Source organism: Neisseria sp. P0006.S009, assembly GCF_051962915.1.
GTDB lineage: Bacteria > Pseudomonadota > Gammaproteobacteria > Burkholderiales > Neisseriaceae > Neisseria > Neisseria subflava_E.
The window spans coordinates 632,621-657,945 of sequence record NZ_JBQCUV010000001.1 but is presented as its reverse complement, the minus strand read 5'-3'; the positions used below and the strand labels follow the sequence as shown (position 1 = coordinate 657,945).

General features: G+C 48.8%; 22 protein-coding genes. 7 read left to right on the top strand and 15 right to left on the bottom strand.

Annotated elements, in window-relative coordinates:
- Window positions 1–10 precede the first annotated feature (10 nt).
- The 7 genes from trmA to ACTHTK_RS03090 all read right to left on the bottom strand — a co-directional run bounded on the left by trmA (window position 11) and on the right by ACTHTK_RS03090 (window position 8,157).
- Window positions 11–1,093 carry a tRNA (uridine(54)-C5)-methyltransferase TrmA gene (gene trmA / locus ACTHTK_RS03120; RefSeq protein ID WP_440378336.1) on the bottom strand — a complete coding sequence of 361 codons (1,083 nt, stop codon included), beginning with the start codon at window positions 1,091–1,093 and terminating at the stop codon, window positions 11–13.
- A gap of 117 nt (window positions 1,094–1,210) precedes the next feature.
- On the bottom strand, window positions 1,211–2,713 hold the full coding sequence (pta, locus tag ACTHTK_RS03115) for a phosphate acetyltransferase (RefSeq protein WP_440378335.1): 1,503 nt from the start codon (window positions 2,711–2,713) through the stop codon (window positions 1,211–1,213).
- A gap of 161 nt (window positions 2,714–2,874) precedes the next feature.
- Window positions 2,875–3,951 (bottom strand): peptide chain release factor 1, encoded by a 1,077-nt coding sequence (gene prfA / locus ACTHTK_RS03110; protein WP_295848489.1) that lies wholly within the window; start codon window positions 3,949–3,951, stop codon window positions 2,875–2,877.
- A 155-nt stretch (window positions 3,952–4,106) separates the two neighbouring features.
- Window positions 4,107–5,375, bottom strand: a complete 1,269-nt coding sequence (locus ACTHTK_RS03105; protein ID WP_440378334.1) for an NRAMP family divalent metal transporter — start codon at window positions 5,373–5,375, stop codon at window positions 4,107–4,109.
- A gap of 288 nt (window positions 5,376–5,663) precedes the next feature.
- Window positions 5,664–6,431 (bottom strand): TatD family hydrolase, encoded by a 768-nt coding sequence (locus tag ACTHTK_RS03100; protein WP_440378333.1) that lies wholly within the window; start codon window positions 6,429–6,431, stop codon window positions 5,664–5,666.
- A gap of 13 nt (window positions 6,432–6,444) precedes the next feature.
- Entirely contained in the window at window positions 6,445–7,428 is a 984-nt protein-coding gene (locus ACTHTK_RS03095; protein WP_440378332.1) for an asparaginase, read from the bottom strand.
- Window positions 7,429–7,494: 66 nt separating this feature from the next.
- Window positions 7,495–8,157, bottom strand: a complete 663-nt coding sequence (locus tag ACTHTK_RS03090) for a DedA family protein (protein WP_107723564.1) — start codon at window positions 8,155–8,157, stop codon at window positions 7,495–7,497.
- Window positions 8,158–8,406: 249 nt separating this feature from the next.
- Between ACTHTK_RS03090 and ubiD the strand changes: the two genes are divergently transcribed.
- Complete coding sequence (gene ubiD / locus ACTHTK_RS03085; protein ID WP_107723563.1) at window positions 8,407–9,885, top strand: 4-hydroxy-3-polyprenylbenzoate decarboxylase; 1,479 nt, start codon at window positions 8,407–8,409, stop codon at window positions 9,883–9,885.
- A 267-nt stretch (window positions 9,886–10,152) separates the two neighbouring features.
- Here the strand turns inward: ubiD and ACTHTK_RS03080 are convergent, their stop codons facing one another.
- From ACTHTK_RS03080 to nirK, 4 genes are all read right to left on the bottom strand, one after another.
- A complete protein-coding gene (locus ACTHTK_RS03080; RefSeq protein WP_440378381.1) occupies window positions 10,153–12,246 on the bottom strand; it encodes an AsmA family protein in 2,094 nt (697 codons plus the stop codon).
- 178 nt (window positions 12,247–12,424) lie between these two features.
- The gene (gene rpsO / locus ACTHTK_RS03075; RefSeq protein WP_036491726.1) at window positions 12,425–12,694 is read right to left on the bottom strand and encodes a 30S ribosomal protein S15; all 270 of its coding nucleotides are present in this window, start codon (window positions 12,692–12,694) and stop codon (window positions 12,425–12,427) included.
- Between the two features lie 209 nt (window positions 12,695–12,903).
- Window positions 12,904–13,659 (bottom strand): formylglycine-generating enzyme family protein, encoded by a 756-nt coding sequence (locus ACTHTK_RS03070; RefSeq protein ID WP_003745813.1) that lies wholly within the window; start codon window positions 13,657–13,659, stop codon window positions 12,904–12,906.
- A gap of 173 nt (window positions 13,660–13,832) precedes the next feature.
- Entirely contained in the window at window positions 13,833–15,002 is a 1,170-nt protein-coding gene (gene nirK, locus ACTHTK_RS03065) for a copper-containing nitrite reductase (RefSeq protein WP_004519389.1), read from the bottom strand.
- 399 nt (window positions 15,003–15,401) lie between these two features.
- On the opposite strand from nirK, the gene ACTHTK_RS03060 reads away from it, so the two are divergent.
- The 3 genes from ACTHTK_RS03060 (at window position 15,402) to ACTHTK_RS03050 (ending at window position 19,617) form a co-directional block, all read left to right on the top strand.
- Window positions 15,402–17,657, top strand: coding sequence for a nitric-oxide reductase large subunit (locus ACTHTK_RS03060; RefSeq protein WP_070504431.1), 2,256 nt, complete (start codon window positions 15,402–15,404; stop codon window positions 17,655–17,657).
- 95 nt (window positions 17,658–17,752) lie between these two features.
- The gene (gene prmB, locus ACTHTK_RS03055) at window positions 17,753–18,652 is read left to right on the top strand and encodes a 50S ribosomal protein L3 N(5)-glutamine methyltransferase (RefSeq protein WP_308881473.1); all 900 of its coding nucleotides are present in this window, start codon (window positions 17,753–17,755) and stop codon (window positions 18,650–18,652) included.
- A 275-nt stretch (window positions 18,653–18,927) separates the two neighbouring features.
- Window positions 18,928–19,617, top strand: coding sequence for a toxin-antitoxin system YwqK family antitoxin (locus ACTHTK_RS03050; protein ID WP_308881590.1), 690 nt, complete (start codon window positions 18,928–18,930; stop codon window positions 19,615–19,617).
- Between the two features lie 45 nt (window positions 19,618–19,662).
- On the opposite strand, the gene ACTHTK_RS03045 is transcribed toward ACTHTK_RS03050, so the two are convergent.
- The gene (locus tag ACTHTK_RS03045) at window positions 19,663–20,223 is read right to left on the bottom strand and encodes an adenine phosphoribosyltransferase (protein ID WP_003682296.1); all 561 of its coding nucleotides are present in this window, start codon (window positions 20,221–20,223) and stop codon (window positions 19,663–19,665) included.
- Between the two features lie 168 nt (window positions 20,224–20,391).
- On the opposite strand from ACTHTK_RS03045, the gene gmk reads away from it, so the two are divergent.
- The 3 genes from gmk (at window position 20,392) to ACTHTK_RS03030 (ending at window position 23,530) form a co-directional block, all read left to right on the top strand.
- Window positions 20,392–21,009, top strand: coding sequence for a guanylate kinase (gene gmk / locus ACTHTK_RS03040; protein ID WP_070584275.1), 618 nt, complete (start codon window positions 20,392–20,394; stop codon window positions 21,007–21,009).
- 52 nt (window positions 21,010–21,061) lie between these two features.
- Window positions 21,062–21,268: a DNA-directed RNA polymerase subunit omega gene (rpoZ, locus tag ACTHTK_RS03035; protein ID WP_003682294.1), complete on the top strand. Its 207-nt coding sequence runs from the start codon at window positions 21,062–21,064 to the stop codon at window positions 21,266–21,268.
- Between the two features lie 105 nt (window positions 21,269–21,373).
- Window positions 21,374–23,530 carry a RelA/SpoT family protein gene (locus tag ACTHTK_RS03030; RefSeq protein ID WP_049335451.1) on the top strand — a complete coding sequence of 719 codons (2,157 nt, stop codon included), beginning with the start codon at window positions 21,374–21,376 and terminating at the stop codon, window positions 23,528–23,530.
- A gap of 117 nt (window positions 23,531–23,647) precedes the next feature.
- Here ACTHTK_RS03030 and ACTHTK_RS03025 read toward each other — a convergent pair whose 3' ends face one another.
- The 3 genes from ACTHTK_RS03025 to ACTHTK_RS03015 form a co-directional block, all read right to left on the bottom strand.
- Complete coding sequence (locus tag ACTHTK_RS03025) at window positions 23,648–23,809, bottom strand: hypothetical protein (RefSeq protein ID WP_039861975.1); 162 nt, start codon at window positions 23,807–23,809, stop codon at window positions 23,648–23,650.
- 75 nt (window positions 23,810–23,884) lie between these two features.
- Window positions 23,885–24,346 carry a recombination regulator RecX gene (recX, locus tag ACTHTK_RS03020; protein ID WP_070765110.1) on the bottom strand — a complete coding sequence of 154 codons (462 nt, stop codon included), beginning with the start codon at window positions 24,344–24,346 and terminating at the stop codon, window positions 23,885–23,887.
- A 97-nt stretch (window positions 24,347–24,443) separates the two neighbouring features.
- Window positions 24,444–25,157, bottom strand: a complete 714-nt coding sequence (locus ACTHTK_RS03015) for a phosphoglycolate phosphatase (RefSeq protein WP_063067945.1) — start codon at window positions 25,155–25,157, stop codon at window positions 24,444–24,446.
- Window positions 25,158–25,325 lie beyond the last annotated feature (168 nt).

The window sequence follows — 25,325 nt, the reverse complement described above, 5'->3', positions numbered from 1 at the left end:
TTGTATGATTTTATTTCTTCTTCAACCAAACGCCGCTTTCGATATGGTGGGTAAATGGGAATTGGTCGAATAGGGCGGCGCGTTCGATGGTATGGGTTTGACAGAGCGTGTCTAGGTTGGCGCGAAGGGTCTCAGGATTGCAGGAAATATAGAGGACGTTGTCGAATCGGGCAACCAATTTGAGCGTTTCATCATCAATACCGGCGCGTGGAGGATCGACAAAAATAGTTGAAAAATCATAGTTTTTCAAGTCAATGCCTTGTTCTTGCAGGCGGCGGAATTCACGGTTTTGCGTGTAGGCCTCGGTAAACTCTTCCGCAGACAGGCGGGCGATTTTAAGATTGGTAATTTGGTTGGCTTCAATATTCCATTGGGCGGCGTTGACGGAAGTTTTGGAAACTTCGGTCGCCAGCACCTGATTGAAATGTTGCGAAAGCGGCAGGGTGAAATTGCCGTTGCCGCAGTACAGCTCAAGCAGGTCTTTGCCTAAGTTTTGCGCAGCATCACACGCCCAAGTCAGCATTTTTTGGCACACTTGGGCATTGGGTTGGGTAAAGCCGCCCTCGATTTGACGATAGCGGAAGGTCTTGCCGTTGACTTCCAACGCTTCAGTCACAAAATCTTGGCTCAATACGATTTTTTGTCCGCGGCTGCGGCCGATGATGTGGATGCCTAAATTGTGCGCCAGCTCTTGCGCGGCTTGTTGCCATGCGTCGTTCAGCTTCTTGTGGTAAATCATGGTAACCAGTATTTCGCCGCTTAAAGTGGACAAAAATTCGACGGCGTACCAGCGGTTTTTCAGCTCGGGATGATTGGACGCGGCTTCAATCAATTTCGGCATCAAGGTATTGATGGATTTGGACGCGGCAGGAAATTGGTCGCAACGGATCAGGCTTGCCCCGCTTGCCTTTTGCCCGCGCTCAAACATGGCGTAAAACATTTCGCCGCCTTCATGCCAGATGCGGAACTCGGCACGCATCCTGTAATGCTGTTCCGGAGATTCAAAGATCTCGATTTCAGGGAAATCCAGTCCTTGGAAAAGTTGCTGAAGATATTGCTTTTTGTCGGCTAGTTGTTGCTGGTAGGCAGTCATTGGGGCAGTCTTTCAGAAAATAATGGCGAATTATAATATAGTTGGCGCAAAGATACGAAAGGCCGTCTGAAACATCGGTTTCAGACGGCCTTTGATTTCAAAGCATCAGCTTGTCAATCAGCCTTGCATTTGTTTGGCTTGAACGGCAGTCAGGGCGATGGTGAAGACGATGTCTTCAATCAATGCACCGCGGGACAAGTCGTTAACCGGTTTGCGCAAACCTTGCAATAACGGGCCTACGCTCAGGACGTTGGCGCTGCGTTGTACGGCTTTGTAAGTACAGTTGCCGGTATTGAGGTCTGGGAAAATCAGGACAGTTGCTTGACCAGCGACAGCGCTGCCCGGAGCTTTGGATTTGCCGATAGATGGAACGGTAGCCGCATCGTATTGCAACGGACCTTCGATGGCCAAATCAGGGCGTTTTTCATTAGCCAGTTTGGTTGCTTCGATTACTGCATCGACATCAGGGCCGCTGCCTGAGTTGATGGTAGAGTAGGAAATCATGGCCACTTTGGGATCGATACCGAAAGCTTTGGCGCTGTCGGCAGATTGAATGGCGATGTCGGCCAGTTGTTCAGGCGTTGGGTTCGGGTTAACCGCACAGTCGCCGAATGCCAAAACTTGGTTAGGCAGCAACATGAAGAATACGCTGGATACGAGGCTTGCACCCGGAGCGGTTTTAATCAGTTGCAGGGCAGGACGGATGGTGTTGGCAGTAGTGTGGACTGCGCCGGAAACCAAACCGTCTACGTCGTTTTGAGCCATCATCATGGTACCCAGTACGACGGTGTCTTGCAGCTGTTTACGTGCATCTTCAGGAGTCAGGCCTTTGGATTTGCGTAATTCGCACATCGGCTCGACGTATTGCTCAACCAAAGAAGCAGGATCGATGATCTCCAAAGAATCGGGCAGGGAAATGCCGCGTTCTTTCGCTACGGCTTCAACTTCTTCGCGGGTAGCCAATAGTACGCAACGGGCGATGCCTTTTTCGTGACAGATAGCGGCAGCGGCGACGGTGCGTGGTTCTGCGCCTTCAGGCAGGACGATGCGCATATCGGCTTTGCGTGCGAAATCGATCAGGTTGTAACGGAATTGGGCTGGAGACAGGCGTTTGGCTTCGCGTTTGGCCAAAGCGGATACGTCTTGTAGTTTGTCGCTGGAGCCGAAGAAAGTCAGGCCGGTTTGCTCGGCAACTTGTGCGCCTAAAGCAGCGGCTGCGCCGTCAATGATAAAGCCTTCCAATAAGCCTGGGGAGTTGGTGTAGAGCTGTTTGGTGAGGTTTAATTGTTGGGCGATGGCGGCCGCGTCAGTATTGTCGGATTTCAGCGCCAATACAACGCCTGCGTCCAAAGACAACGCCAATTCGACGTTTTTGCCTGCCAAGAACAATTTGTCTGCATCAGGAGTGATGCCTTCGATAACGAGGTTATCTGCATTCAATGCTGCAACTTTACCGACAAGCGCGTCAAACCAGTCGTCGCTCTTGCCTTGAGCCAACAGGGCTTCTGTAGTGGAGTCAACGGTCTGGAAAACTTGTGCATTCAATGCCGCTGCAAATGCTTTTGCCGCTGCATCGGCGCTCAGGCCGGTAGATACCGGTGCGATCAGGATTTTTGCCATTTTGTGTCCTCTCTTTCGTTAATTGTAGAAGGGTGTTGCTGGGGCGCAGCTGGTGCTGCATTTTAACACTTCAGGATTGAAGTTTCTTTAATATATTCACGGTCATATTGACATATGTCATCAGGCCGTCTGAAAAGTATAAACGCAATGGGCTAAATTCATCAATCCCCCATTGCCGCCAAAAGCTCGGCTTGATGCTCGGCAATCAGGGCATTGGTGATTTCTTCCAAATCGCCGTCCATCACAAAATCCAGTTTGTGCAGGGTAAGGTTGATGCGGTGGTCGGTCACGCGGCCTTGTGGGTAGTTGTAGGTACGGATGCGCTCGCTGCGGTCGCCGCTGCCGATCAGGGATTTGCGTTCGGCGGCTTCTTTGGCTTGTGCTTCGCGTTTTTGCGCATCGTTTAAGCGGGCGGCGAGGACTTTCATCGCCTGCGCTTTGTTGGCGTGTTGGCTGCGGCCGTCTTGGCATTCGACCACCATGCCTGTCGGCAAGTGGGTAATGCGGACGGCGGAGTCGGTTTTGTTGATGTGCTGACCGCCCGCACCGGATGCGCGGAAGGTATCGATGCGCAGGTCGGCGGGGTTCAACTCGATGTCTTCGAGTTCGTCCGCTTCGGGCATGACGGCAACGGTGCAGGCAGAGGTATGGATACGGCCTTGGCTTTCGGTGGCAGGGACGCGCTGCACGCGGTGGCCGCCGGATTCAAATTTCAGACGGCTGTACGCGCCTAAGCCGATAATGCGGGCGATGACTTCTTTATAGCCGCCCAATTCGCTTTCGTTGGCGGAAACGATTTCGACCTGCCAGCGGTTGCGCTCGGCGTAGCGGCTGTACATACGCAGCAAATCGCCTGCAAACAGCGCGGCTTCGTCGCCGCCGGTACCGGCGCGTACTTCGATAAAGATATTTTTATCGTCGTCGGCATCTTTGGGCAGCAAGAGTTTTTGCAATTCGGTATCGAGTTCGTCGATTTTGGTTTTCGCCGCTTCGATTTCTTCGGCGGCAAAGTCTTTCATTTCGGGGTCGGACAGCATTTCTTCGGCATCAGCCAAGTCGCTTTGCGCCAGCTGATAGTTTTGGAAGACTTCGACGACGGGGGTCAGTTCGGCGTGTTCGCGTGTGAGTTTGCGGTAGTTGTCCATGTCGGACGTGGCTTCAGGCTGACCGAGCAGGTGCGTGACTTCTTCCAGTCGGTCGCTGAGTTGTTGTAGTTTTTCTAGGATAGACGGCTTCATAAATTTTCCAAAATACGGATGCCGTCGAGTGGTCTGCAACGGCGAAATAAGGAGTCATTATAATGGGTTTGAATGAAAATTCAAAAAGATATGATGGATTGGAAAGGCCGTCTGAAACCTGTTTTTAAGTTTCAGACGGCCTTTTTTATATGGGCTTATTTAGGCGCAGCCAAAATGCCTGTTTGGTTCAGCAGGAACAAAACGGTAAAGCCGGTCAAATAAATCAAACCGATAATGGCGAGGAAGTTCATGCCCATGGTCAGTTTGTGGCGTTTGTCACCTTTTACGAGGCGGTAGTTCAACCAAGCGAACACTGGGGCGGCAACGAAGGCGGTAATCATAGCGAACTTGAGCAGTTCCGCCATCGCGCTGTTGAACCAGAAAATTACAGCCAAGCCTGAGCCTGCAACCCAGACGTTCCAAGCAAACAATTCGGCATTGCCGGTTTTGTCTTTGCCGCGCAGCAGGCGTACCGGTTCGGCAATCGCGCGGGCGTAGCCGTCCACTACGGTAATGGTGGTGCCGTACATGCAGGCGAAAGCAATAAATGCCACTAATGGACGAGACCAGTCGCCGATGGTCACAGCGTACATATTAATCAGCTGGCCGACATATTTGCCGCCCGCCATTTGCACTTCCTCGCCGTTGCCGTATTGTACATATGCACCCAAGGCGAGGAAAACGACCGCCAAAATCGCGCTGGTAATGTAGCCGACGTTGAAGTCAAAAATGCCGTCGCGGTAGCTGGAAGGGTTGATGCGTTGTTTTTCGGTAACCCACAAAGAGTTGATGGCGGAAATTTCAATCGGTGCAGGCATCCAGCCCATCAGCGCGATGAGGAAGCCCAAGCCGGTCAGCGTCCATGGGGTAGGCTCGATAAAGTCAGGCTTCATCTGCATACCGCGGGACATGGCCACGGCTGCTGCGGCGACGGTGGCGATGGTCAGGCTGACGATGATGATTTTGGAAACGTTGTCCAATGCTTTATAGCGGCCGCTTGCCAAAATCAGCAGGCAGGAAGCCATAATCATGGCGGACACTATGCCGGTATCGAGAGTCAGTGATGGAATGGCCATTTTGACGATGGCGGCGGTAACGATGGCGACCGCGCCGGCATTAATCGTTGCCGATGCAATACATAAAATCAAAAATACCCACAAATAAACGCGACTTTTTTCGGCATAGCCCTCAATCAGGCTTTTGCCCGTGTCCAGCGTGTAATGTGCGCTGAAGCGGAAAAACGGGTATTTGAACAGGTTGGTCAGAATGATAATCAGCGCAAGCTGCCAGCCGTAAAGTGCGCCTGCCTGCGTGGAGGCAATCAGGTGCGAGCCGCCGACTGCCGCCGAAGCCATCATGATACCCGGGCCGAGAGCATTGATTTTGCTCTTCCAGGTGGAAGCGTGTGTATGTTGTTCAGCCATAATTAGTTTCCGCCTTTTTCAGACGGCCTTATTATCAAAAAAAAGCATATTTTAACGTAAATAAAAAGTTTGCCCAATAATATGCGTAATACTTTTTATCAATCAAAGGGAAAATACGGTGTTAAAAAGCCGAGATGACGGAGTGAACGATAATTTTGTGCCAAAAACATTTTTTCAGACGGCCTTGTATCGCTTTTTATTCATGAATATGGGGTAGGGAGGGCAGGGTGTGTCGGTTTGGAAACGAAATGGCCAGGCGAGGCTTTTTGATGCCTTGAGGTCGGCATATTAAGGGGAAGTATGGAGCAGGGAATCCACGTTTTGCTCGGTTATTTCAGCCAGTTGTGTCAGCGGTATGCCGCGCAATTCGGCGGCAATTTCGGCGATACGGCGGATGTTGGCTGGTGTATTGGTTTCGTGGCCGAGCATAAAAGGGCTGTCGGTTTCGAGAACAAAATCCGTGTCGTTTAAAGCTTGTAAGGCGGCACGGACTTTTTTTGCATTGGGATTGAGCAGCAGCGAGCCTATGCCGATTTTGAAGCCGAGTTTTACCAAAATCCGCGCTTCTTCTACGCTGCCGGAGAAGGCGTGAACGATACCGCCTTGTGTGAAACCGGCGGTTTTGACGGCGGCGGCAATGGCGGCAGAGGCTTTCAGATTATGGATGATGACGCGGCGGTTGAGGTTTTGGGCAAGGATGAGTTGGCGGATAAAGACGTCGGTTTGCGTGTCGCGTTGCGCTTTGGTTTGCTCTTTGCCATAAAAATCCAAGCCGATTTCGCCAACCCATGCTTGCGGATGCCGGATTAATTCGGACTCTAATTCTTGGAATGCCGCCTCGTTGAGGCCGTCTGAAAACCACGGATGAATGCCCAAAGCGATATGGATGTTTTCAGACGGCCTTTCCAACTGCGCAACTGCCTGCCAATCATTGGGAGATGTAGCCGGTACGATAAAACGCACCACGCCGGCGGCTTGCGCTTCGGTAAGCACGGCAGGCAGCGTATCGGCAAGTTTGGGATCGGCAAGATGGCAGTGGGTGTCGGTGAAAGTCATATTTAATGGTGGTTTACAGCAGATTTAATTGTCGCAATTCTTGTTGCACCTTATCTGCATTCCAGTCATGAGATACGGCGAGGGTCATCAGCGCAGTGGTGGTTTCGAGATTGCATTTGCCGCCGTTGATAATACCTGCCTGACGCAAAGCATCGCCTTGGGCATAGACGGCAGCGGCGCAACCTTGCGGCACTTGGCTGATGTTGAGCAGCAACTTGCCTTGTTGCGTAAAGGCTTGAACGGCTCGGACAAACGCATCGTTGTTCGGCGCATTGCCGTGGCCATAGCTTTGCAGAATCAGGGCTTGGGCGGAAAGGTGGGGCAGGCTGTCTGAAAGTTCTTGCGCAGCATAACCGGGAATCAGCGTGCGGACAGAAACTTTGGCTTCAGGATTTGGAAGACGCGGTTTGAGGCCGTCTGAATGTTGGGTCGGGGCGGTACGGATATTGTGCCAACCTTTGTTTTCCTCCCATTCGGCGAGCGCACCAAAATGCAGGTTGTCAAAACCTGCGGCGGTCTCGGTGCTGACCTTGCTGCTGCCGACGGCGGGGAAGAGTTTGCCGTCAAAGGCAATGACCACTTGTTTGAGTTTGAGCGAGAAAGCGGAAACGGCGGTAGCAAGGTTGCGCGGCGCATCGCTGTTGGCGGCATCGTAAGGCCATTGCGAGCCTGTCAGGATAACGGGTTTGTCCAAACCTTGCAGCGAAAGGGCGAAGAGGTTGGCGGTGTATGCCATGGTATCCGTGCCGTGCAGCACCAAAATGCCGTCATAGTCAGGCAGTTTGGCGATAATAAGCTCCAGCCAGTCGCGTTGGTTTTGCAGCGTTACCGCGGAAGAATCGATGAGCGGCTGGCAAACGTGCCATTCGAAATCAAGGCCGTCTGAAAAGGGGGCAAGGGCTTTATCGACGAGGGCAGTGTCGGGACGCAGGCCTGCGCTGCTTTGGGTCATGCCGATGGTGCCGCCGGTGTAGAGGACGAAGATTTTTTGTTTCATGGTGTTTCTGATGAATGATTGAGGCCGTCTGAAAGCGGGGAAGTGTTTCAGACGGCCTGGAATGGTTTATTGATTGGCTTGTTTTTTGGCTTTTGCAGCGCGTTTTTCGTGCAGTTTTTCACGGAAGAAGGTATGGCGGCGGTGTTTTCTCCACCAAATCCAGCCGACAATGACTGCGCCGATGCCCAGTACGATAAAGATACCGGATTGCAGGCTGTGCATTTTTTTCATCAGCCAGTCGGTATTGCGTGCGCCGTATTCGCCCAAATAAATCCAAACCGGAACGGAAATCAGCGCGGCCAGACCGTCCATCAGGATAAAGCGCAGGTAGGAAACTTTGCGGCTGATGCCTGCGGTCACGAAAACGGCGGTACGCAGGCCAGGCAGGAAACGGGCGACGAATAAAACCCAGTTGCCGTATTTGTCGAATTTTTCCTGTACTTGGGCATAGCGTTTGGGCGTCATCACACGGGCAATCGGTTTGAATTTAAGGATTTTTTGTCCCCAAATCCGGCCGGCCGCAAACATAAAGCCGTCACCTACCAATACGCCGAGCATGCCGACGGCAAACATAATATGCGAGTTGGTATAACCCAGGCCGGAAATCACGCCGCCTGTAACCAGTGTCAAATCTTCAGGAATCGGCACGCCGAAGCCGCAAATAACCAAAACGAAAAACACGGCCGCATAGCCGTATTCAACGAAAAAAGATTCTAAAAATGCAAACATGGCCGCTGTCCCACGATAGATATTGATTGATGACTGGATTAAGTCGGAATTTTACCAAAGATAAGGCCGTCTGAAAGCAATCACAAGCAGATATTGTTTAAATTTGACGGTAGTTTGCAAAAAATCTCAAAATTCGGACGTAGAAAGTTGGGATTTGAACAGATTTGGCAGGTACAATAGCCGCTGGTTTATCTTTCAAACCCGAAATGGCAGTTTGTTTTCAGACGGCCTGTTCAGGAAAATGAAATCATGAAATACAGAGATTTGCGAGAATTTATCGCCGGATTGGAAGCTGATGGCAAACTCAAGCGCATTCAGCATCCGGTGTTGCCGCATTTGGAAATGACCGAAATCGCCGACCGCGTGCTGCGTGCCGAAGGGCCGGCGTTGCTGTTTGAAAACCCGATCAAACCCGACGGTACGCGCTACGACTATCCCGTGTTGGCAAACCTGTTCGGCACGCCCGAACGCGTGGCGATGGGCATGGGGGCGGACAGCGTATCCAAGCTGCGCGAAATCGGGCAGACGCTGGCGTATCTGAAAGAACCCGAACCGCCCAAAGGCATCAAAGACGCGTTTTCCAAACTGCCGCTATTGAAAGACATTTGGAGCATGGCGCCGAACGTGGTGAAAAACGCGCCGTGTCAGGAAATTGTATGGGAAGGTGAAGACGTTGATTTGTATAAACTGCCGATTCAGCATTGCTGGCCAGAAGATGTTGCGCCGCTGGTAACATGGGGTTTGACCGTCACGCGCGGTCCACACAAAAAACGCCAAAATCTCGGCATTTACCGCCAACAATTAATCGGCAAAAACAAGCTGATTATGCGCTGGCTGTCGCATCGTGGCGGCGCGTTGGATTATCAGGAGTTCCGCAAACTCAATCCCGATACGCCGTATTCCGTCGCCGTCGTGCTTGGCTGCGACCCCGCCACCATTTTGGGCGCGGTAACGCCCGTTCCCGATACCTTGAGCGAATACCAGTTTGCCGGACTGCTGCGCGGCTCGCGGACGGAACTGGTGAAATGTATCGGCAACGATTTACAAGTGCCTGCCCGTGCCGAAATCGTACTGGAAGGCGTCATCCATCCGAACGAAACCGCGTTGGAAGGCCCATACGGCGACCACACGGGCTATTACAACGAGCAGGATCATTTCCCCGTGTTCACGGTCGAGCGCATCACCATGCGTGAAAACCCGATTTACCATTCCACCTACACAGGTAAACCGCCCGATGAGCCCGCCGTTTTGGGCGTGGCGTTGAACGAAGTGTTCGTACCGCTCTTGCAAAAGCAGTTCCCCGAAATCACTGACTTCTACCTGCCGCCCGAAGGCTGCTCCTACCGCATGGCGGTGGTCAGCATGAAAAAACAGTACGCCGGACACGCCAAGCGCGTGATGATGGGCTGCTGGTCGTTCCTGCGCCAGTTTATGTACACCAAATTCATCATCGTGGTTGATGACGATGTGAACGTGCGCGACTGGAAAGAAGTTATCTGGGCGGTAACCACGCGCATGGATCCCGTACGCGACACTGTTTTGGTAGAAAACACGCCCATCGATTATCTCGACTTCGCCAGCCCCGTCAGCGGACTCGGCGGCAAAATGGGTTTGGATGCGACCAACAAATGGCCGGGTGAAACCGACCGCGAATGGGGTCGTGTGATCAAAAAAGACCCTGCCGTTACAGCCAAAATCGATCAGATTTGGGAGAGTTTGGGTTTGTAGATGTCGGATTTATTGGAATTTCTACTTCAAATATTGATGGAAATGATTGGGTCTATGTTTGAGGGTACGGTAGAAATATTGAGGCTCGATTGGAGAGAAAGAAAACTCTCAAAAAAAGGCTTGATAATGTTGGCTATATGGTTTGCCATCATTGTTGCACTGATTGTGTATATGGTTATTCCCCAATAAACATCTTATTCTGACAATGTATCTGTTAAAAGGCCGTCTGAAACTTTTTGGGTTTCAGACGGCCTTTGATTTGAACACTTAGCGTGGTTTGAGCCACTTCCATTGTTCTTGTATGGTTTCTTGCAGGGCTTTTTGTTTTTCTGCAGACGTGTTCATGCCATTGGTCAAGCGGCTGTAATCAAGGGTAATAGAAGGGTTTTGTACGGTTCCGCCGATTTTTAGGGGAATCGGTTTGTTTTTAGGTTGCAGTACATTGCTGATAAGCAGGTTTTCGGACAGCTTTTGGGTATTCAAATCGGTATAGCCACTGCTGACAACGTGCAGGCTGTCGGAAAACAGTTCGGTGTTGATATGATGGCTGATGCCTTTTTCAATTTCGCTATTGAGGATGAAATGATGGAAAGGGGTTTTGAGGTTGCTGTTGTCGATTTTTTCCGAAGAGATGCCGTTTTTCAGAATGCTGTCCATATCGATGCCGTGCCATGCGCCGTTGGTAATATCGAGGAGCAGGCTGCCGTTTAGGGCTTGTATCATTTGGGCGCGGTCGTTGCCGGTGGTTTTAATGTCGATAACGGCGTCGCCGCTGCCGCTGAAGCTGTGGAAACCGAACAGGTCTTGCAGCAGCGGCTGAATTTGTATGCCTTTTGCGTTTTGCTGAAGGTGGTAGGAGGCAGGTTGGGTCGCCGCAATACTTAGGCCACCCTCGGTTTTACCGCCATAAAGCCCGGCTTTGAAACGGTGCAGGGCGATATGTTCTTTATCGGCGGTGAGCAGGGATTCGATGTTTTCTAATTGCAGGCCGGCAGTTTGAATGCTGCCGATTTGGAGGTTGGCCTCAATGTCGGGCAACCAGGATTTGGTCAGCAGGGAAGGAAGATTCAGTGATGGCTGGGTTTTCAGATCTTCCAAGTAAGGGGTCAGATTGAGTTTTTGTAAGGCAATACCGGCGTCAAGGTGCGGACGCGGTTGGGCATCGCGTTGGTATTTAAAGGCCAAGGCGAGGGCTTGTCTGTCAAATGCACCTTTCAGACGGCCTTCCCATGTATTGAGGCTGAAATTAGCCTGCCCTTCGAGTGTGCTGATGAATCGGGGACGGGGAAGGCGGTTGATGGTGTCTTGCAGGGTGCTGAGGTGCAGTTTGGGCGCATCGATGCCTTTGTCTTTTTGCCAAACCAACGGGCTGGAAAAGGTAAAGTTGGTTTGGAGGCGGTCGTTTTTATGGCTGCCTTTGAGTTCAAAATTGGCGGCGGTCAAAACGGTTGGATAGAGGTTGGTTTTGTCCAGTTTGAATGAACCGTCCCATTGGTTGTTTTCACTGCCGGCGGTCAATGCGCCGTTGAGTGTGTTGAGGTGTAAATAGCCGTTTTTAAACTGCAAGAGGGGAGAACGTGCATTGATATGCAAGTTTTGGTAGCCGCTTTCGGCTTGCAGATTGAAGTCGCGCAAAAGGGCGGTTTGGTTTTGCCAATTAAGGCTGCCTGCGATTTGGGCATCCAGTTTGTTTTTGAGTAATACGGTTTGCAGGTTTAATTTGAGGGCGGGAACGCTCCAGCCGGTATCATCTTGTACAAGATGGCCGATGCCTTGCCAATTGATGGGGTTGCCGATGTTTTGCAGTGTGCCGCTGATATCGAATGGACGGCCGTCTGAATCGGCTCTGCGCAGGGAAAATTGCAGATCGTTTAAGGCAATATCTTGCTCTTTATTGTGATAGCGGATGCTGCCGTTATTGATGATGACGCGGTTGAGCTGGAAGCTTTCTTTTGATGCATGGTTTTGTTGCAGGCAGGCAGGCAGGTGGTTTTTGGGACCCAGCGTCAGAGAAGGATTGGAAAGAATCCATTTTTCAAGAATGGGGGCGTCTGACCATAGGCTGCTCCAGCCAAAGCCCATTTTAGACTCGGCAATATTCAGCGTCGGCGTATCAGGTTCGGAAGAGGAAAGGCTGAGGTCTTTTAAAATAAGTGTAGGGCGCGGCAGCCATTTTCTGCTGATATTGGCATTGTATTTGACTTGGCAGCCATGGGCGGAAAAGTTTTTTTGTATGAATGCGTCGATGTTTTCTGTGTTGAATATGCGGAACATTAAGGCACTCAATACCGCCGCGAGGCATAAAAGCGCGGTAATGCTGAAAACCAGGGTTTTCAGCCAAAATTTTCCTGAGTGCAACATGGAATGAACAGACAATTCAGATTCTCGCTTTAATGGGAGCTTTAAGGAGTGATTGGGAGTTTAAGCCTTGCTGCTTAAGTGTGTGGAAGTATAACACAGAGCGTGGGCCTGTGTTTCAGACGGCATGGGTATATGAATAAAAACACCGCCCAAAGGCGGTGTTGATTTTAAGCATAAATTATTTACGCAGACCCAGGCGGGTAATCAGTGAACGGTAAGTATCAGGCTGAGTACGACGCAGGTAAGACAGCAGGCGACGACGTTGGCTAACCATTTTCAACAGGCCGCGACGGCTGTGGTGGTCTTTAGGGTTGGCTTTGAAGTGAGGAGTCAGGTCGTTGATGCGGAAAGTCAACAGAGCGACTTGTACTTCAGAAGAACCAGTATCGCCTTCTTTGCGTTGGAAATCTTTAACAATTTGTGCTTTTTGTTCTACGGTCAATGCCATGATGGATAACTCCGAAAATAAAAGAACCTTTTCAGGTTCGGACAAGTTTGTCAAGCCGAACGACCTAAGCAAACTCCTAAGTGCCTTTTTATAAAGACGGGCGGATTATGCCACAATTTGTCTTTGTGCGCCATATCTTTTCAGACGGCCAAAAAAAGCGGCGATACCTTTCAGTACCGCCAAAGCTGCTTTGGTGATAAAACTAAACTTTATTTGCTTGCGCAGCGGAAGCCTAAGTTATTTAAAACATATTTGGATTGCAGGCTGGTACGGATGCCGTAGCGCAAGAAAGCAGCATAGTTGGATGGGTCGCTTGAGCCTACGGATGCGCCGCTACAGAACATTTGGGTGTTGGACGAGCCGGCTGAGAGTTGGCTGCTGTTGAAGTCTTCAGTCCATTCCCAAATCAGGCCGTGCATATCGTATACGCCCCAGTAGTTGGGTTTGTTTTTACCGATGTCGTGCAGGCCGTTGCGGCCGCCGTCTGCATACCAATCTAAGATGGTGCGGTTGTAGCCGGGTTCGGCAGAGCCGTCTTTTTGAGTGGCAGAGGCCAAGCCTGCAAATTCCCACTCGTCAATAGTCGGCAGGCGTTTGCCTTTGGAAACGCAGTAGGCATTGGCGGCAAACCATGAAACATTGGTTACCGGATGTTTGAGTTCGCTGGCTTTAGGCGCATAACTGTTGCTGCCGTTTTTTACCCAATGTTTCAGGTAAGCTTTTTCAGCTTGTTTGGAGCTGATTTTGTCTTTTTGCCATTGTGGATGTGTTTTCAAAAATTCGGCAAATTCGGCATTGGTTACAGGATATTTGTCAAGTTGGAAGGGTTTGACTTTAATAAGGGAAGTCTCTTTTTTGAGATAGAGAGGGCGATAGCTGCCTCCTTCGATTTTTACCATTTCGGCTGCAAATGTATTGCCGCAGATTAAGGCACTGCCTAAGAGGAGGAGTCGTATGAGTTTCATGGTACGCCCTTATTATCGTTTGAAAACAGAAAATTTATTTTTAAGATAGCCTAATCATAACAAGGCCGTCTGAAAAATTAATCTGTCTGATTGAATAGGAAGATTAATTGTGATGGAAGCCACTGCGACTCTAAGAGAAGAGTAGCAGTGGCTTGGCGTATTAAACCGAGGGATTATTTAGCGGCTTCAGAAGCAGCAGGTGCGGCAGACGCAGCGGCTGGGGCAGAAGCGGCAGCACCGGCAGGTTGGTAAACGGTGTCGCTCAGTTTTTTGGTCATGATTTCAGGGTTTTCGTTACCCTCAACTTTCAATTGACCCAAAGCACCTTTGTTGAACGCACGGAAGATAGAGTGGTCAACTATAGTGTAGCTGCCTGGAATATCGACTTTGAATTCGATCATGGCGGCGCCACCGGCAGGAATCACAGTGCTTTGTACGTTTTCGTTAATCAGTTTACCACCTTCAACATATACTTTGTCGAAGATTTCGCCGATAACGTGGAAAGAAGATACCAAGTTAGGACCACCGTTACCAACGTACATACGAACAGTTTCACCAGCTTTGGCTTTCAGGGCGTTGTCACCGGCGATAGAGCCTACGTGACCGTTGAATACAACGTATTCAGGTTGTTCGGCAATTGCTTTGTCCATATCGAAAGGTTGCAGGCCTTGAGCGCCTTTTTTACCTTTAGTATAGAAGTCGCCTTGTACGATGTAGAACTCTTTATCTACTTTAGGCAGGCCTTCTTTAGGTTCAACCAAGATCAAACCGTACATACCGTTGGCGATGTGCATACCTACAGGAGCAACGGCACAGTGGTAAATGTACAAACCGGCTTGCAGAGCTTTAAAGCTGAAAGTAGAAGTGTGGCCTGGGGCAGTGAAAGAAGCTTCTGCACCACCGCCTTGACCGGTAGCAGCGTGGAAGTCAACGTTGTGAGGAACAGTAGAAGAAGGATTGTTAGAGAATTCTACTTCTACGGTATCGCCTTCGCGTACACGAATCATTTGGCCCGGAACGTCGCCGTTGAATGTCCAGTAGTGGTATTCAACACCGTCTTCCATAGTCATGGTTTTTTCGACGGTTTCCATTTTAACGCGTACTTTAGCCGGATGATCGCGATCGATTGCAGGTGGAACTTCCGGAGCGTGAGTCATGATGGCATCGACTACAGGCAATTCTGAAGAAGGAGTCTCGGCAGCAGCTTGTGAGTCAGAAGCAGCAGCAGGAGCTTCGGCAGAAGCGGTGGCAGCCGGAGTTTCAGCTGGTTTAGCAGCTTGTTCGCCGCATGCGGCCAGTGCAAATACAGAAGCGATAAGTGCAGCTAAGGTTTGGCGTTTCATGTTTAAAGTTTCCTTATTGTAAGAAAAGTTAAGTATCCTGATAGGATGGTTTGAAATTTTGTATGATTATGTAGGCGCTTGTTTGGGTGTATTTTGACATAAATCAAATTGTTCAATGAATATGAATCTTTTAATCCTTAAATACTCCTTTAGTAGTATAAAAAACTAAACCGAAAAGTTTATTTTTGTGTGAAAATGTTAGTGTGGGCTTAACACAAAATATAACAAAGGAGGAGTTATACAAGATAATAGGAATCAATATCATGTAAGTTAATGGTTTTAAAGGAATATTATTGACAAAATATTTCTTTACTTTTAAAACCGTGATACAATCTTTAACATTCATATTTGATGAATTAATACCCAACCACTTTTTACCAAAATCAAGGAGTACTCAAAATGGGACAGTACAAGAAGCTTTGGTACTTGCTGTTTGCCGTACTGGCAGTATGCTTTACCATTCTTGGTTATATGGGTAGCGAGGTCTATAAAAAGGCTCCGCCATACCCTGAACAAGTCGTTTCTGCATCCGGCAAAGTCCTGATGACCAAAGACGATATTTTGGCAGGTCAATCTGCATGGCAAACTACCGGCGGTATGGAAGTTGGCTCTGTATTGGGTCACGGTGCATACCAAGCTCCGGACTGGACTGCCGACTGGCTGCACCGCGAGCTGGTTGCATGGTTGGATCTGACTGCGCAAGAAACTTACGGCAAAAAATTTGACGAAGTTTCTCCTGAGGAACAAGCTGTTCTGAAAACCCGTTTGGCTGACGAATACCGCAACCAAAGCCGTATTAAGGAAGACGGTTCTGTCGTTATCAGCGATACCCGCGTGAAAGCGATCGAAAGCATTCTGCCTTACTACCACGGTGTGTACAGCGACGATCCTAAGTTCCAAACCACTCGCGAACACTTTGCAATGAAAAACAACACATTGCCAAGCCAAGAAGCGCGTGAAAAACTGTTCAACTTCTTCTTCTGGACTTCTTGGTCTGCTTCGACCAACCGTCCTGACGAGAACTTCACTTACACCAACAACTGGCCGCACGAGCCTTTGATCAACAACGTACCGACTACTGAAAACTACATGTGGTCCTTCACCAGCGTGGTATTGTTGCTGATGGGTATCGGCTTGCTGATGTGGGGTTACTCTTTCTTGACCAAACACGAAGAGGTTGAAGTACCTACTGAGGATCCTATTTCCAAAGTACAACTGACTCCTTCTCAAAAAGCGTTGGGCAAATATGTATTCCTGACTGTTGCGCTGTTTGTCGTACAAGTACTGTTGGGTGGTTTGACTGCTCACTATACTGTCGAAGGTCAAGGCTTCTACGGTATCGATACCGCACTGGGCTTTGAAATGGCCGACTGGTTCCCATATGCGTTGACCCGTACTTGGCACATCCAATCCGCTATTTTCTGGATTGCAACCGGCTTCCTGACAGCAGGTCTGTTCTTGGCTCCGATTGTGAACGGCGGTAAAGATCCTAAATTCCAACGTGCCGGTGTGAACTTCCTGTACATCGCCCTGTTCATCGTAGTCGGCGGTTCTTACGCAGGTAACTTCTTTGCTTTGACTCACATCATTCCGCCTGAGCTGAACTTCTGGTTCGGTCACCAAGGTTACGAATACTTGGATTTGGGTCGCTTCTGGCAACTTCTGCTGATGGTCGGCTTGCTGTTGTGGCTGTTCCTGATGCTGCGTTGCACCATTTCTGCCTTTAAAGAAAAAGGTACAGACAAAAACCTGTTGGCTATCTTCGTAGCTTCTATGGTTGGTGTGGGTGTGTTCTATGCTCCTGGTCTGTTCTACGGTGAAAAATCTCCAATCGCTGTGATGGAATACTGGCGTTGGTGGGTGGTTCACTTGTGGGTAGAAGGTTTCTTCGAAGTGTTCGCTACTGCCGCTTTCGCATTCATCTTCTATAACATGGGCTTTGTCCGCCGTAGTACTGCCACTGCTTCTACTTTGGCTGCTGCTGCCATCTTCATGTTGGGTGGTATTCCAGGTACATTGCACCACTTGTACTTCTCCGGCTCTACCTCTGCCTCTATGGCAATCGGTGCATGTTTCTCCGCTTTGGAAGTTGTACCTTTGATTCTGCTGGGCCGTGAAGCTTACGAACACTGGTCTTACCAACACCTGTCCGACTGGGCGAAACGTCTGCGTTGGCCTTTGATGTGCTTCGTAGCAGTTGCCTTCTGGAACATGATCGGTGCCGGCGTATTCGGCTTCCTGATTAACCCGCCGATTTCCCTGTTCTACATCCAAGGTCTGAACACTACTGCAGTTCACGCTCACGCGGCTCTGTTCGGTGTGTACGGTTTCTTGGCTCTGGGCTTCGTATTGCTGGTTGCACGTTACCTGAAACCTAATGCTCAATTTGACGACAAACTGATGACTTGGGCATTCTGGCTGTTGAACGGCGGCCTGGTGGGTATGATTGCTATCAGCCTGTTGCCGGTCGGCGTGATTCAAGCTTACGCTTCTATCACTCATGGTCTGTGGTATGCACGTAGCGAAGAATTCCTGCAAATGGAAATTCTGGATACCCTGCGTTGGGTTCGTACCGCTGCTGACTTGATCTTTATCGGTGGTGCTGTCTGCGTTGCTATCCAAGCTACTAAAATCGTATTCAGCCGCGATAAATAATCTTAAGCTGAATTAAATCGAAGGCCGTCTGAAAAGTTTTCAGACGGCCTTTCTGTTATAATTTCAATATTCTTAAATCGACAAGACAAAACATTATGTTCAACCAAGCTGCTCAAGAGCTGACCACTGTTCGCGATTTGCTGCGTTTCGCCGTCAGCCGTTTTAATGATGCCGGACTGTTTTTCGGACACGGAAGCGATAATGCCCATGATGAGGCAGCCTATCTGATTTTGCACACTTTGAACCTGCCTTTGGATACGTTGGAGCCTTATTTGGATGCCAAATTGTTGCAAAGTGAGAAGGAGGAAGTGTTGTCCATTATCGAACGCCGTGCGGTTGAGCATATTCCTGCCGCGTATCTGACACATCAAGCATGGCAGGGCGAGTTTGATTTTTATGTCGATGAGCGCGTTATTGTGCCTCGTTCTTTTATTTACGAATTGCTTGGTGACGGTATCCGTCCTTGGATTGAACATGATGAGTTGGTGCATCGAGCTTTGGATTTGTGTACCGGTAGCGGCTGTTTGGCCATTCAAATGGCGCACCACTATCCCGATGCACAAATCGATGCCGTTGATTTAAGCTTGGATGCGCTGGAAGTGGCCGCGATCAATATTGAAGATTATGGCTTGGAAGACCGCATCAGCTTGGTGCATACCGATTTGTTTGAAGGTTTGGATGAAACCTACGACTTAATTGTTTCCAATCCGCCTTATGTTGATGCAGAATCTGTGGAAGCGTTGCCTGATGAATACCTACATGAGCCGGAATTGGCTTTGGGTAGCGGAGAAGATGGTTTGGATGCTACACGCCAAATCATTTTGCAAGCGGCGAAATATTTGAATCCAAAAGGTGTATTGTTGGTTGAAATCGGTCATAACCGTGAAGTATTGGAAGCGGTTTATCCCGAATTGCCGTTTACTTGGTTGGAAACCAGCGGTGGCGATGGGTTTGTATTCCTGTTGACCCGAGAGCAATTATTGGGTGAAGAGTAGTTTATTTTGATATAAATAAAACAAAGGCCGTCTGAAAAAAAGTTTCAGACGGCCTTTGTTTTATAAAATTTTTAATATTTTAAGAAAATACAAATGTCTATGGTATGCCGAATATGAAATCCAAGCAGGCTTTGAAACTATGGCTTATAATATTCGTCATAGTTTCTAATGTCAGTGGATTTTTATTACTGATTTTTTGTAGAACATATACTGCCAAACTCCATATTATGAATAATTATTTAAAATCAGGCCTGTTGGTTGCTGCCTTGTTCAGTATGCCCATTGCCGCCTTTGCCCAGCAACATACCGTTTATTTCAATCAAAACGGTAAACTGACGGCAACCATGCCTTCGGTTGCTTATGTCCGCCAATACAAAATTGAGGCAGGCAAGGCGCAGGTACAGGATTTTTACTATCCATCGATGAAAAAATATTCTGATCCTTATGAAGTACCTGCCGGTCAGATTAAGGTTTTTGTGCCGGCGTTGGATAATGGCACATTAACCCTGTGGCATTTCAACGGTCAGAAAAAGATGGTTGGCAGCTATCGCAACGGCAAACCGCATGGCGAATGGGTCAACTGGTATCCAAACGGCAAAAAATCTGCGGTAATGCCTTATCAAAATGGCCTGAGTGAGGGCGTGGGTTCCCGCTATTACCGAAATGGCGTGAAAGAAAGCGAAATTCAGTTTAAGCACGATAAAGCCAATGGCCATTGGAAACAATGGTATTCAGACGGCAGCCCGAAAACCGAAATGATGATGAGCAATGACAAACCGACGGAGATCATCAGTTGGGATGAAAATGGTCGCATCGTGTCTGAATTGAGTATTCGCAACGGTAAACGCAGCGGCATCATTTTGGATTGGTATGATGATGGTGCGAAGAAATCTGAGCTGGTTTATAAAGACGACCAGTTGGTGAAAAAAACTTTTTGGGATACGGACGGATACGTTCTCGAATAATTTTGATTATAAAAAACCGCAAGCTGATTAGCTTGCGGTTTTTTATTACATACAGCCTTTGTTTTGGCATAGGGTAAATAATGGTGCGCCACTTTCACGGATTTTTTTGCCACCGTCCAAGTCGGTAAATTCTAAAATGGCAGCTGCTTCGATTACTTCGCCGCCCAGTTTGCGGATAAGCTCGACACCTGCCAGCATTGTGCCGCCGGTTGCTACCAAATCATCTACCAACAAAACGCGTGCGCCCGGCTTGATGGCGTCAGTATGGATTTCTACCGTTGCTTCGCCATATTCCAAAGCGTAACTCTGAGAAACCGTATCAAACGGCAGTTTGCCTTTTTTGCGGATGGGGACAAAGCCGACGTTCAGTTGATAGGCCAAAGCTGCACCAATGATGAAGCCGCGCGCATCCAAGCCCGCAACAACATCAACTTTTTGCCCCATATAGCGGTAAACCAGTAAATCGACCAGCAGGCGGAAATATTCTGCGCTTTGCAAAACGGGAGTAATGTCATGAAACAAAATCCCTTTTTGAGGCCAGTTTTCAATTTTACGGATTTTGTCCGCCAAAGCCTCTACGCCCATTACTTCAGGATGAATCAACATCTCGACATTCCGAAATCAAAAAGTTTTTAACACGATATTGTAGCGGTCATATGCGGACTTGCCAAATTAATCGATACAATAGCCAAATTTTGCAACATGCCGTCTGAAATTCCGAGAAACATTGTGTTGTGTTATAATTTACAGATACATACCATCGGCTGAACCACCATGCAAAATCATAAAAAAGGCAATATTTACATCATTTCTGCCGCTTCCGGCACAGGTAAAACGACCTTGGTGTCACGCCTGTTGAAAAATCATGACGACATCCGTGTTTCCATTTCTCATACCACGCGCCAGCCACGTGAGGGTGAAACACATGGCGTGCATTACCACTTTGTTCTCAAAGAAGAATTTGAATCACTGATTGATCAAAGAGCCTTTTTGGAACACGCCAATGTGTTCGGTAATTATTACGGCACCAGCATTGCCGGCGTGAATTCGCTGAGTGAAGAGGGCTATGACGTGATTTTGGAAATTGATGTGCAAGGTGCGGCGCAAGTGCGTAAATCGTTGCCTGAAGCCAGCAGCATTTTCATCCTGCCGCCTTCCTTTGAAGTTTTGGCGCAACGTTTGATCGGCCGTGGTACAGACAGCGAAGAAGTTATTCAAACACGCCTGTCTAAAGCCCGTCATGAGATTGAACAATCCGTTTTGTTCGATTACGTCGTCGTGAATGACGATTTGGATCGTGCCGAAGCCGATTTGTTCCACATTATTAAAGCAGGCCGTCTGAAAAAATCCGCCCAGCAGGGATTTATCTCAAACCTGTTGGAAAATTCGTAAAAAACAGCGAAAATAACCGTTTATTTGAAACATAGAAAGAAAGCAAGCAAACATGGCACGTATTACTACTGAAGACTGCACAGGTAAAATCCCTAACCACTTCGACCTTACCCTAGTTGCCGCCCGTCGCGCACGCCAGCTCGAAAACGGCAACACGCCTTTGGTTGACGACATTCGCAACAACAAACCAACCGTAACCGCCCTGCGCGAAATCGCAGCCGGACAAATCGGAACCGAGTTGCTGACCCGCAACAAATAAACCAACCGGCAAACCGATAAAACCGCCGCGCGGACTGTATCGGTGCGATATCACAACCGATACAGTCTGACGGCTTAAAAAATAGCCATAAAAGGCCGTCTGAAAATGCCAGCCCCACTGCCTACCGCCCCCTATGACCCGCTGACAGCAGAAGCGCGCGAGCTTCTGTTTCGCACCGCATCCTATCTCAATACCAATGAGCAGGCCGAGCTTGAAAGAGCCGTTGCCTACGCTTTCCACGCCCATGACGGACAAACCCGTAAAAGCGGCGAACCTTACATCACCCATCCCCTTGCCGTTGCCACGCAGCTTGCGATTTGGCACATGGATGTTCAAGGCCTCTGCGCGGGCGTTATGCATGATGTATTGGAAGATACGGGCGTAACCAAAGTCGAAATGGCGGCAGAATTCGGCGATACCATTGCCGAAATGGTAGACGGCCTCTCCAAACTGGAAAAACTCAAATTTGAAGATCATGCCGAGCATCAGGCGGAAAGTTTCCGCAAACTTATCCTCGCCATGACTAAAGACGTGCGTGTCATCGTCGTCAAACTTGCCGACCGATTACACAATATGCGCACCCTTGGCTCTATGCGTCCAGAAAAACGCCGCCGCATCGCCAAAGAAACCCTCGAAATCTATGCTCAAATCGCCAACCGCATTGGTCTGAACAATGCGTATCAAGAGCTTCAAGACTTATCGTTCCAAAACCTCCACCCAAGACGCTACGAAACCCTGAAAAAAGCCATGGACAACAGCCGCAAAAATCGCCGCGATGTTGTCGGCAAAGTGTTGCGTGCATTCGGTCAGCGTTTGGTCGGTGTCAATATTGAAGCCAAAATCAAAGGCCGCGAGAAAAACTTATACAGCATCCATCAAAAAATGCTGGCTAAAAAGCTGCGTTTTGCCGAAGTAATGGATATCTACGGCTTTCGGGTCATTGTAAACAATATTCCTGCCTGTTATGCCGCGTTGGGTGCATTGCATAATTTATACCACCCCAAGCCCGGCCGTTTCAAAGACTATATTGCCATCCCGAAAAGCAACGGTTATCAAAGTTTGCACACGACTTTGGTCGGCCCTTACGGTTTGCCGATCGAAGTGCAAATCCGTACGCGTGAAATGGATGCAGTGGCTGAGGGCGGTATTGCCGGTCATTGGATTTATAAATCCGGTGAAAACACTCCGGACCAAGCCGTCCTCCATATGAACCGATGGATGAAAAATATTCTTGACCTGCAAGCCAGCAGCTCAAATGCCATCGAGTTTCTGGAGCATGTCAAAGTCGATTTGTTCCCTAACGAAGTCTATATCGTTACCCCGAAAGGCGATATCCTTACCTTGCCTAAGGGTGCGACGCCGATTGACTTTGCCTATGCCGTTCACACCAATATCGGTCATAAAACCGTTGCCGCGCGTATCAATAACGTCATGATGCCGTTGCGCACCAAGCTGAAAACCGGCGATACGGTAGAAATCATTACTTCCGAGCATGCCAAGCCTAATGTGGCATGGTTGAACTTTACCGTTTCCAGCCGTGCGCGCAGCGCCATCCGCCAATACATTAAAAATCTGAATCGTCACGATGCCGTTGTTTTGGGTGAGAACCTGCTGCAAAAAGCTTTATCCAGCCTGTTGCCTAAAGATATCCTGCTTTCAGACGACCTCAAAGAAAAATACCTTGCCGATTTGAATACCAAACAAACCTCGTTTGAAGAGGTCCTCTACAATGTCGGTATGGGGCATACTTTGCCGGTACACGTTGCCATGCACATTGCCGAGTTGGCAGGCCAACATTTTGGCAGTGCGGTCAAACTCAGCCCGATCAAAGTCAACGATCAAGAAACCGGCCGGATTCATTTTGCCGAATGTTGCCATCCGATTCCAGGCGATGCGATCCGCGCCTTATTGGTTAAAGACAAGGGTATGATTATCCACCGTGATACCTGCCAAACTTTGGTTAAAGCCGATCCGGAAGAGCAACTTGATGCGGGCTGGGACAGTTTGCGCAATCAAACGTACCGCACCATCCTCAACGTCAAATCCGAAGATGCGCATGGTTTGTTGGCTTCAATGGCGCAAGCGATTTCCAATTCCGGTGCGGATATCGAATCTGTTGATACGCCGACCAAAGCGCAAGCAGGAACGGAAGGTTTTGTAGAATTTAAATTCACGATTAAAGTCAAAGATTTGGATCAGGTTAATCAGATTATTCATGCAATGCATGCCAATCCGAATATCCGCAAAGTAATCCGAGGATAATCTGTGATCAGCATGATAAGAAAAGGCCGTCTGAAAGTGTGTTCAGACGGCCTTTTGAGTATGTACAAACAAACTCTGTTAGTTTGTTTTGAAGAAAAATAATGCTTCAGGTTGGATTTAACTTAACCAAAAACGGAAAACCAAGAAGAAAACCAAGGCCAAAACGCCGGCCCAAACCAGCAACATGAATCCGGCTACTGCCTGACCCAAGCGGTAAACAGGATTTTTGCGTTCGTCTTCGAGTAGGGGATTAGGTGTATCGTGCGGTTTGTCGGACATAATGAAGCTCTGATTGAATTATTGAATAAAAGTGTAAGGGTACGCCGATAGAAGCAAAGATTCAAGTGGGAATGATTATTGATAGAAGTCTTCGTCTTCATTCCACGCGGTTTTTAAGGCCGTCTGAATGGTGTCGGCACCAAAGCCGCGATAGGCAAGGAAACGCGCTTGTTTTTGTTTTTCTTTCAAATCTTGGGCTTCTTGCTTGAATTTTTTACGCAAGACGGAAATGGCGGTTTGCAGCTCGTCCTCCCTATCGGGTAGGAACTCCCGACAGTTGTCTGCATCGATGCCTTGTTGCGCCAAAGCTTGCTTGAGGCGGAGCGTGCCGTAACGGTTGCTCTTGCTGTGAATATAGGCTTCTGCGTAACGTTGGTCGGATTGCCAATTCCGTTCGGCAAATTCATCCAAAACCTTTTCCAATTCTTCTTCGCTTTCAGCGTGGGGAGCCAGTTTGCGTTTCAAGCCGACACGGCTGACTTCCTGACGGGAAAGAATATCCAAGGCACGGGCGCGTAAGGTTTTAGGGGGTCTCATGGGATATGGTGGGAGTGAAGTGACTACATTGAATTACATTTTCAGACGGCCTAATTGGGGAAAATAGCCGAAAAGGCCGTCTGAAAATAAAGCCGAATTATTCTTCGTCTTTGTTTTTTTGTGGTTGTAGATTTTCGTAGATTTCAGGCAGGGCGCGAATCAACAAATCAGGTTTGGTCGCTTTGTCTTGAGAGAGCAAGGTCATGTCGCCGTAGCCGAATGTTACGCCGACGCTGAAGCAACCGGCCGCTTTAGCAGCAATAATGTCATTTTTAGAATCGCCTACCATCAGCATATTGGCAACGTCGATGCCCAGAACTTCGGCTGCATGTTGAAGCGGCAATGGGCTGGGTTTTTTCTCAGTCAGGCTGTCGCCGCCGAGAACCAGGCTGAAGTAGCCGTCGAGATTAAGCTGTTTCAGCAGCTCGGCTGCCAGAATTTCATTTTTGTTGGTAATGACAACCAATGGAATACCCAAGGACTTGAGCAGGCCGAGACCGGCTTCGGTTTCAGGGTAGGGGCGGGTAAAGTCGCTCAAGTGCTCACGATAATATTTCATAAAGAACACAAAGCCTTTTTCCCAGATTTCAGGATCGGCTTCTTTTTCACGATCATTGGTAATGACGCGATGAACCAACTTGCTGATGCCGTCGCCGACATAACTTTCAACCGTTTGGGTGGGCAAAACAGGTAAACCCAAGTGCGCACACATGGCTTGGGCTGCTGCGGCTAAATCGGGAACGGAATCACATAAGGTACCGTCCAAATCAAAGGCAACGGCTTGAACGTGTTCTAAAGCAGCAGTGGTCATTGAGTAGCTTTCTGTCATATTATTTAAGCGTTTATTTTAACATTGTTTGCCTGATTTGCCGATGTTTTGCTGATTCTTTAAAGGGATATTTGTTTAAATTGTTAACAATTTTTGCTGGTGTAAGGCTGTTAGCCTATTTGGAATATGGAAGGGATTTTGTCAACAAAA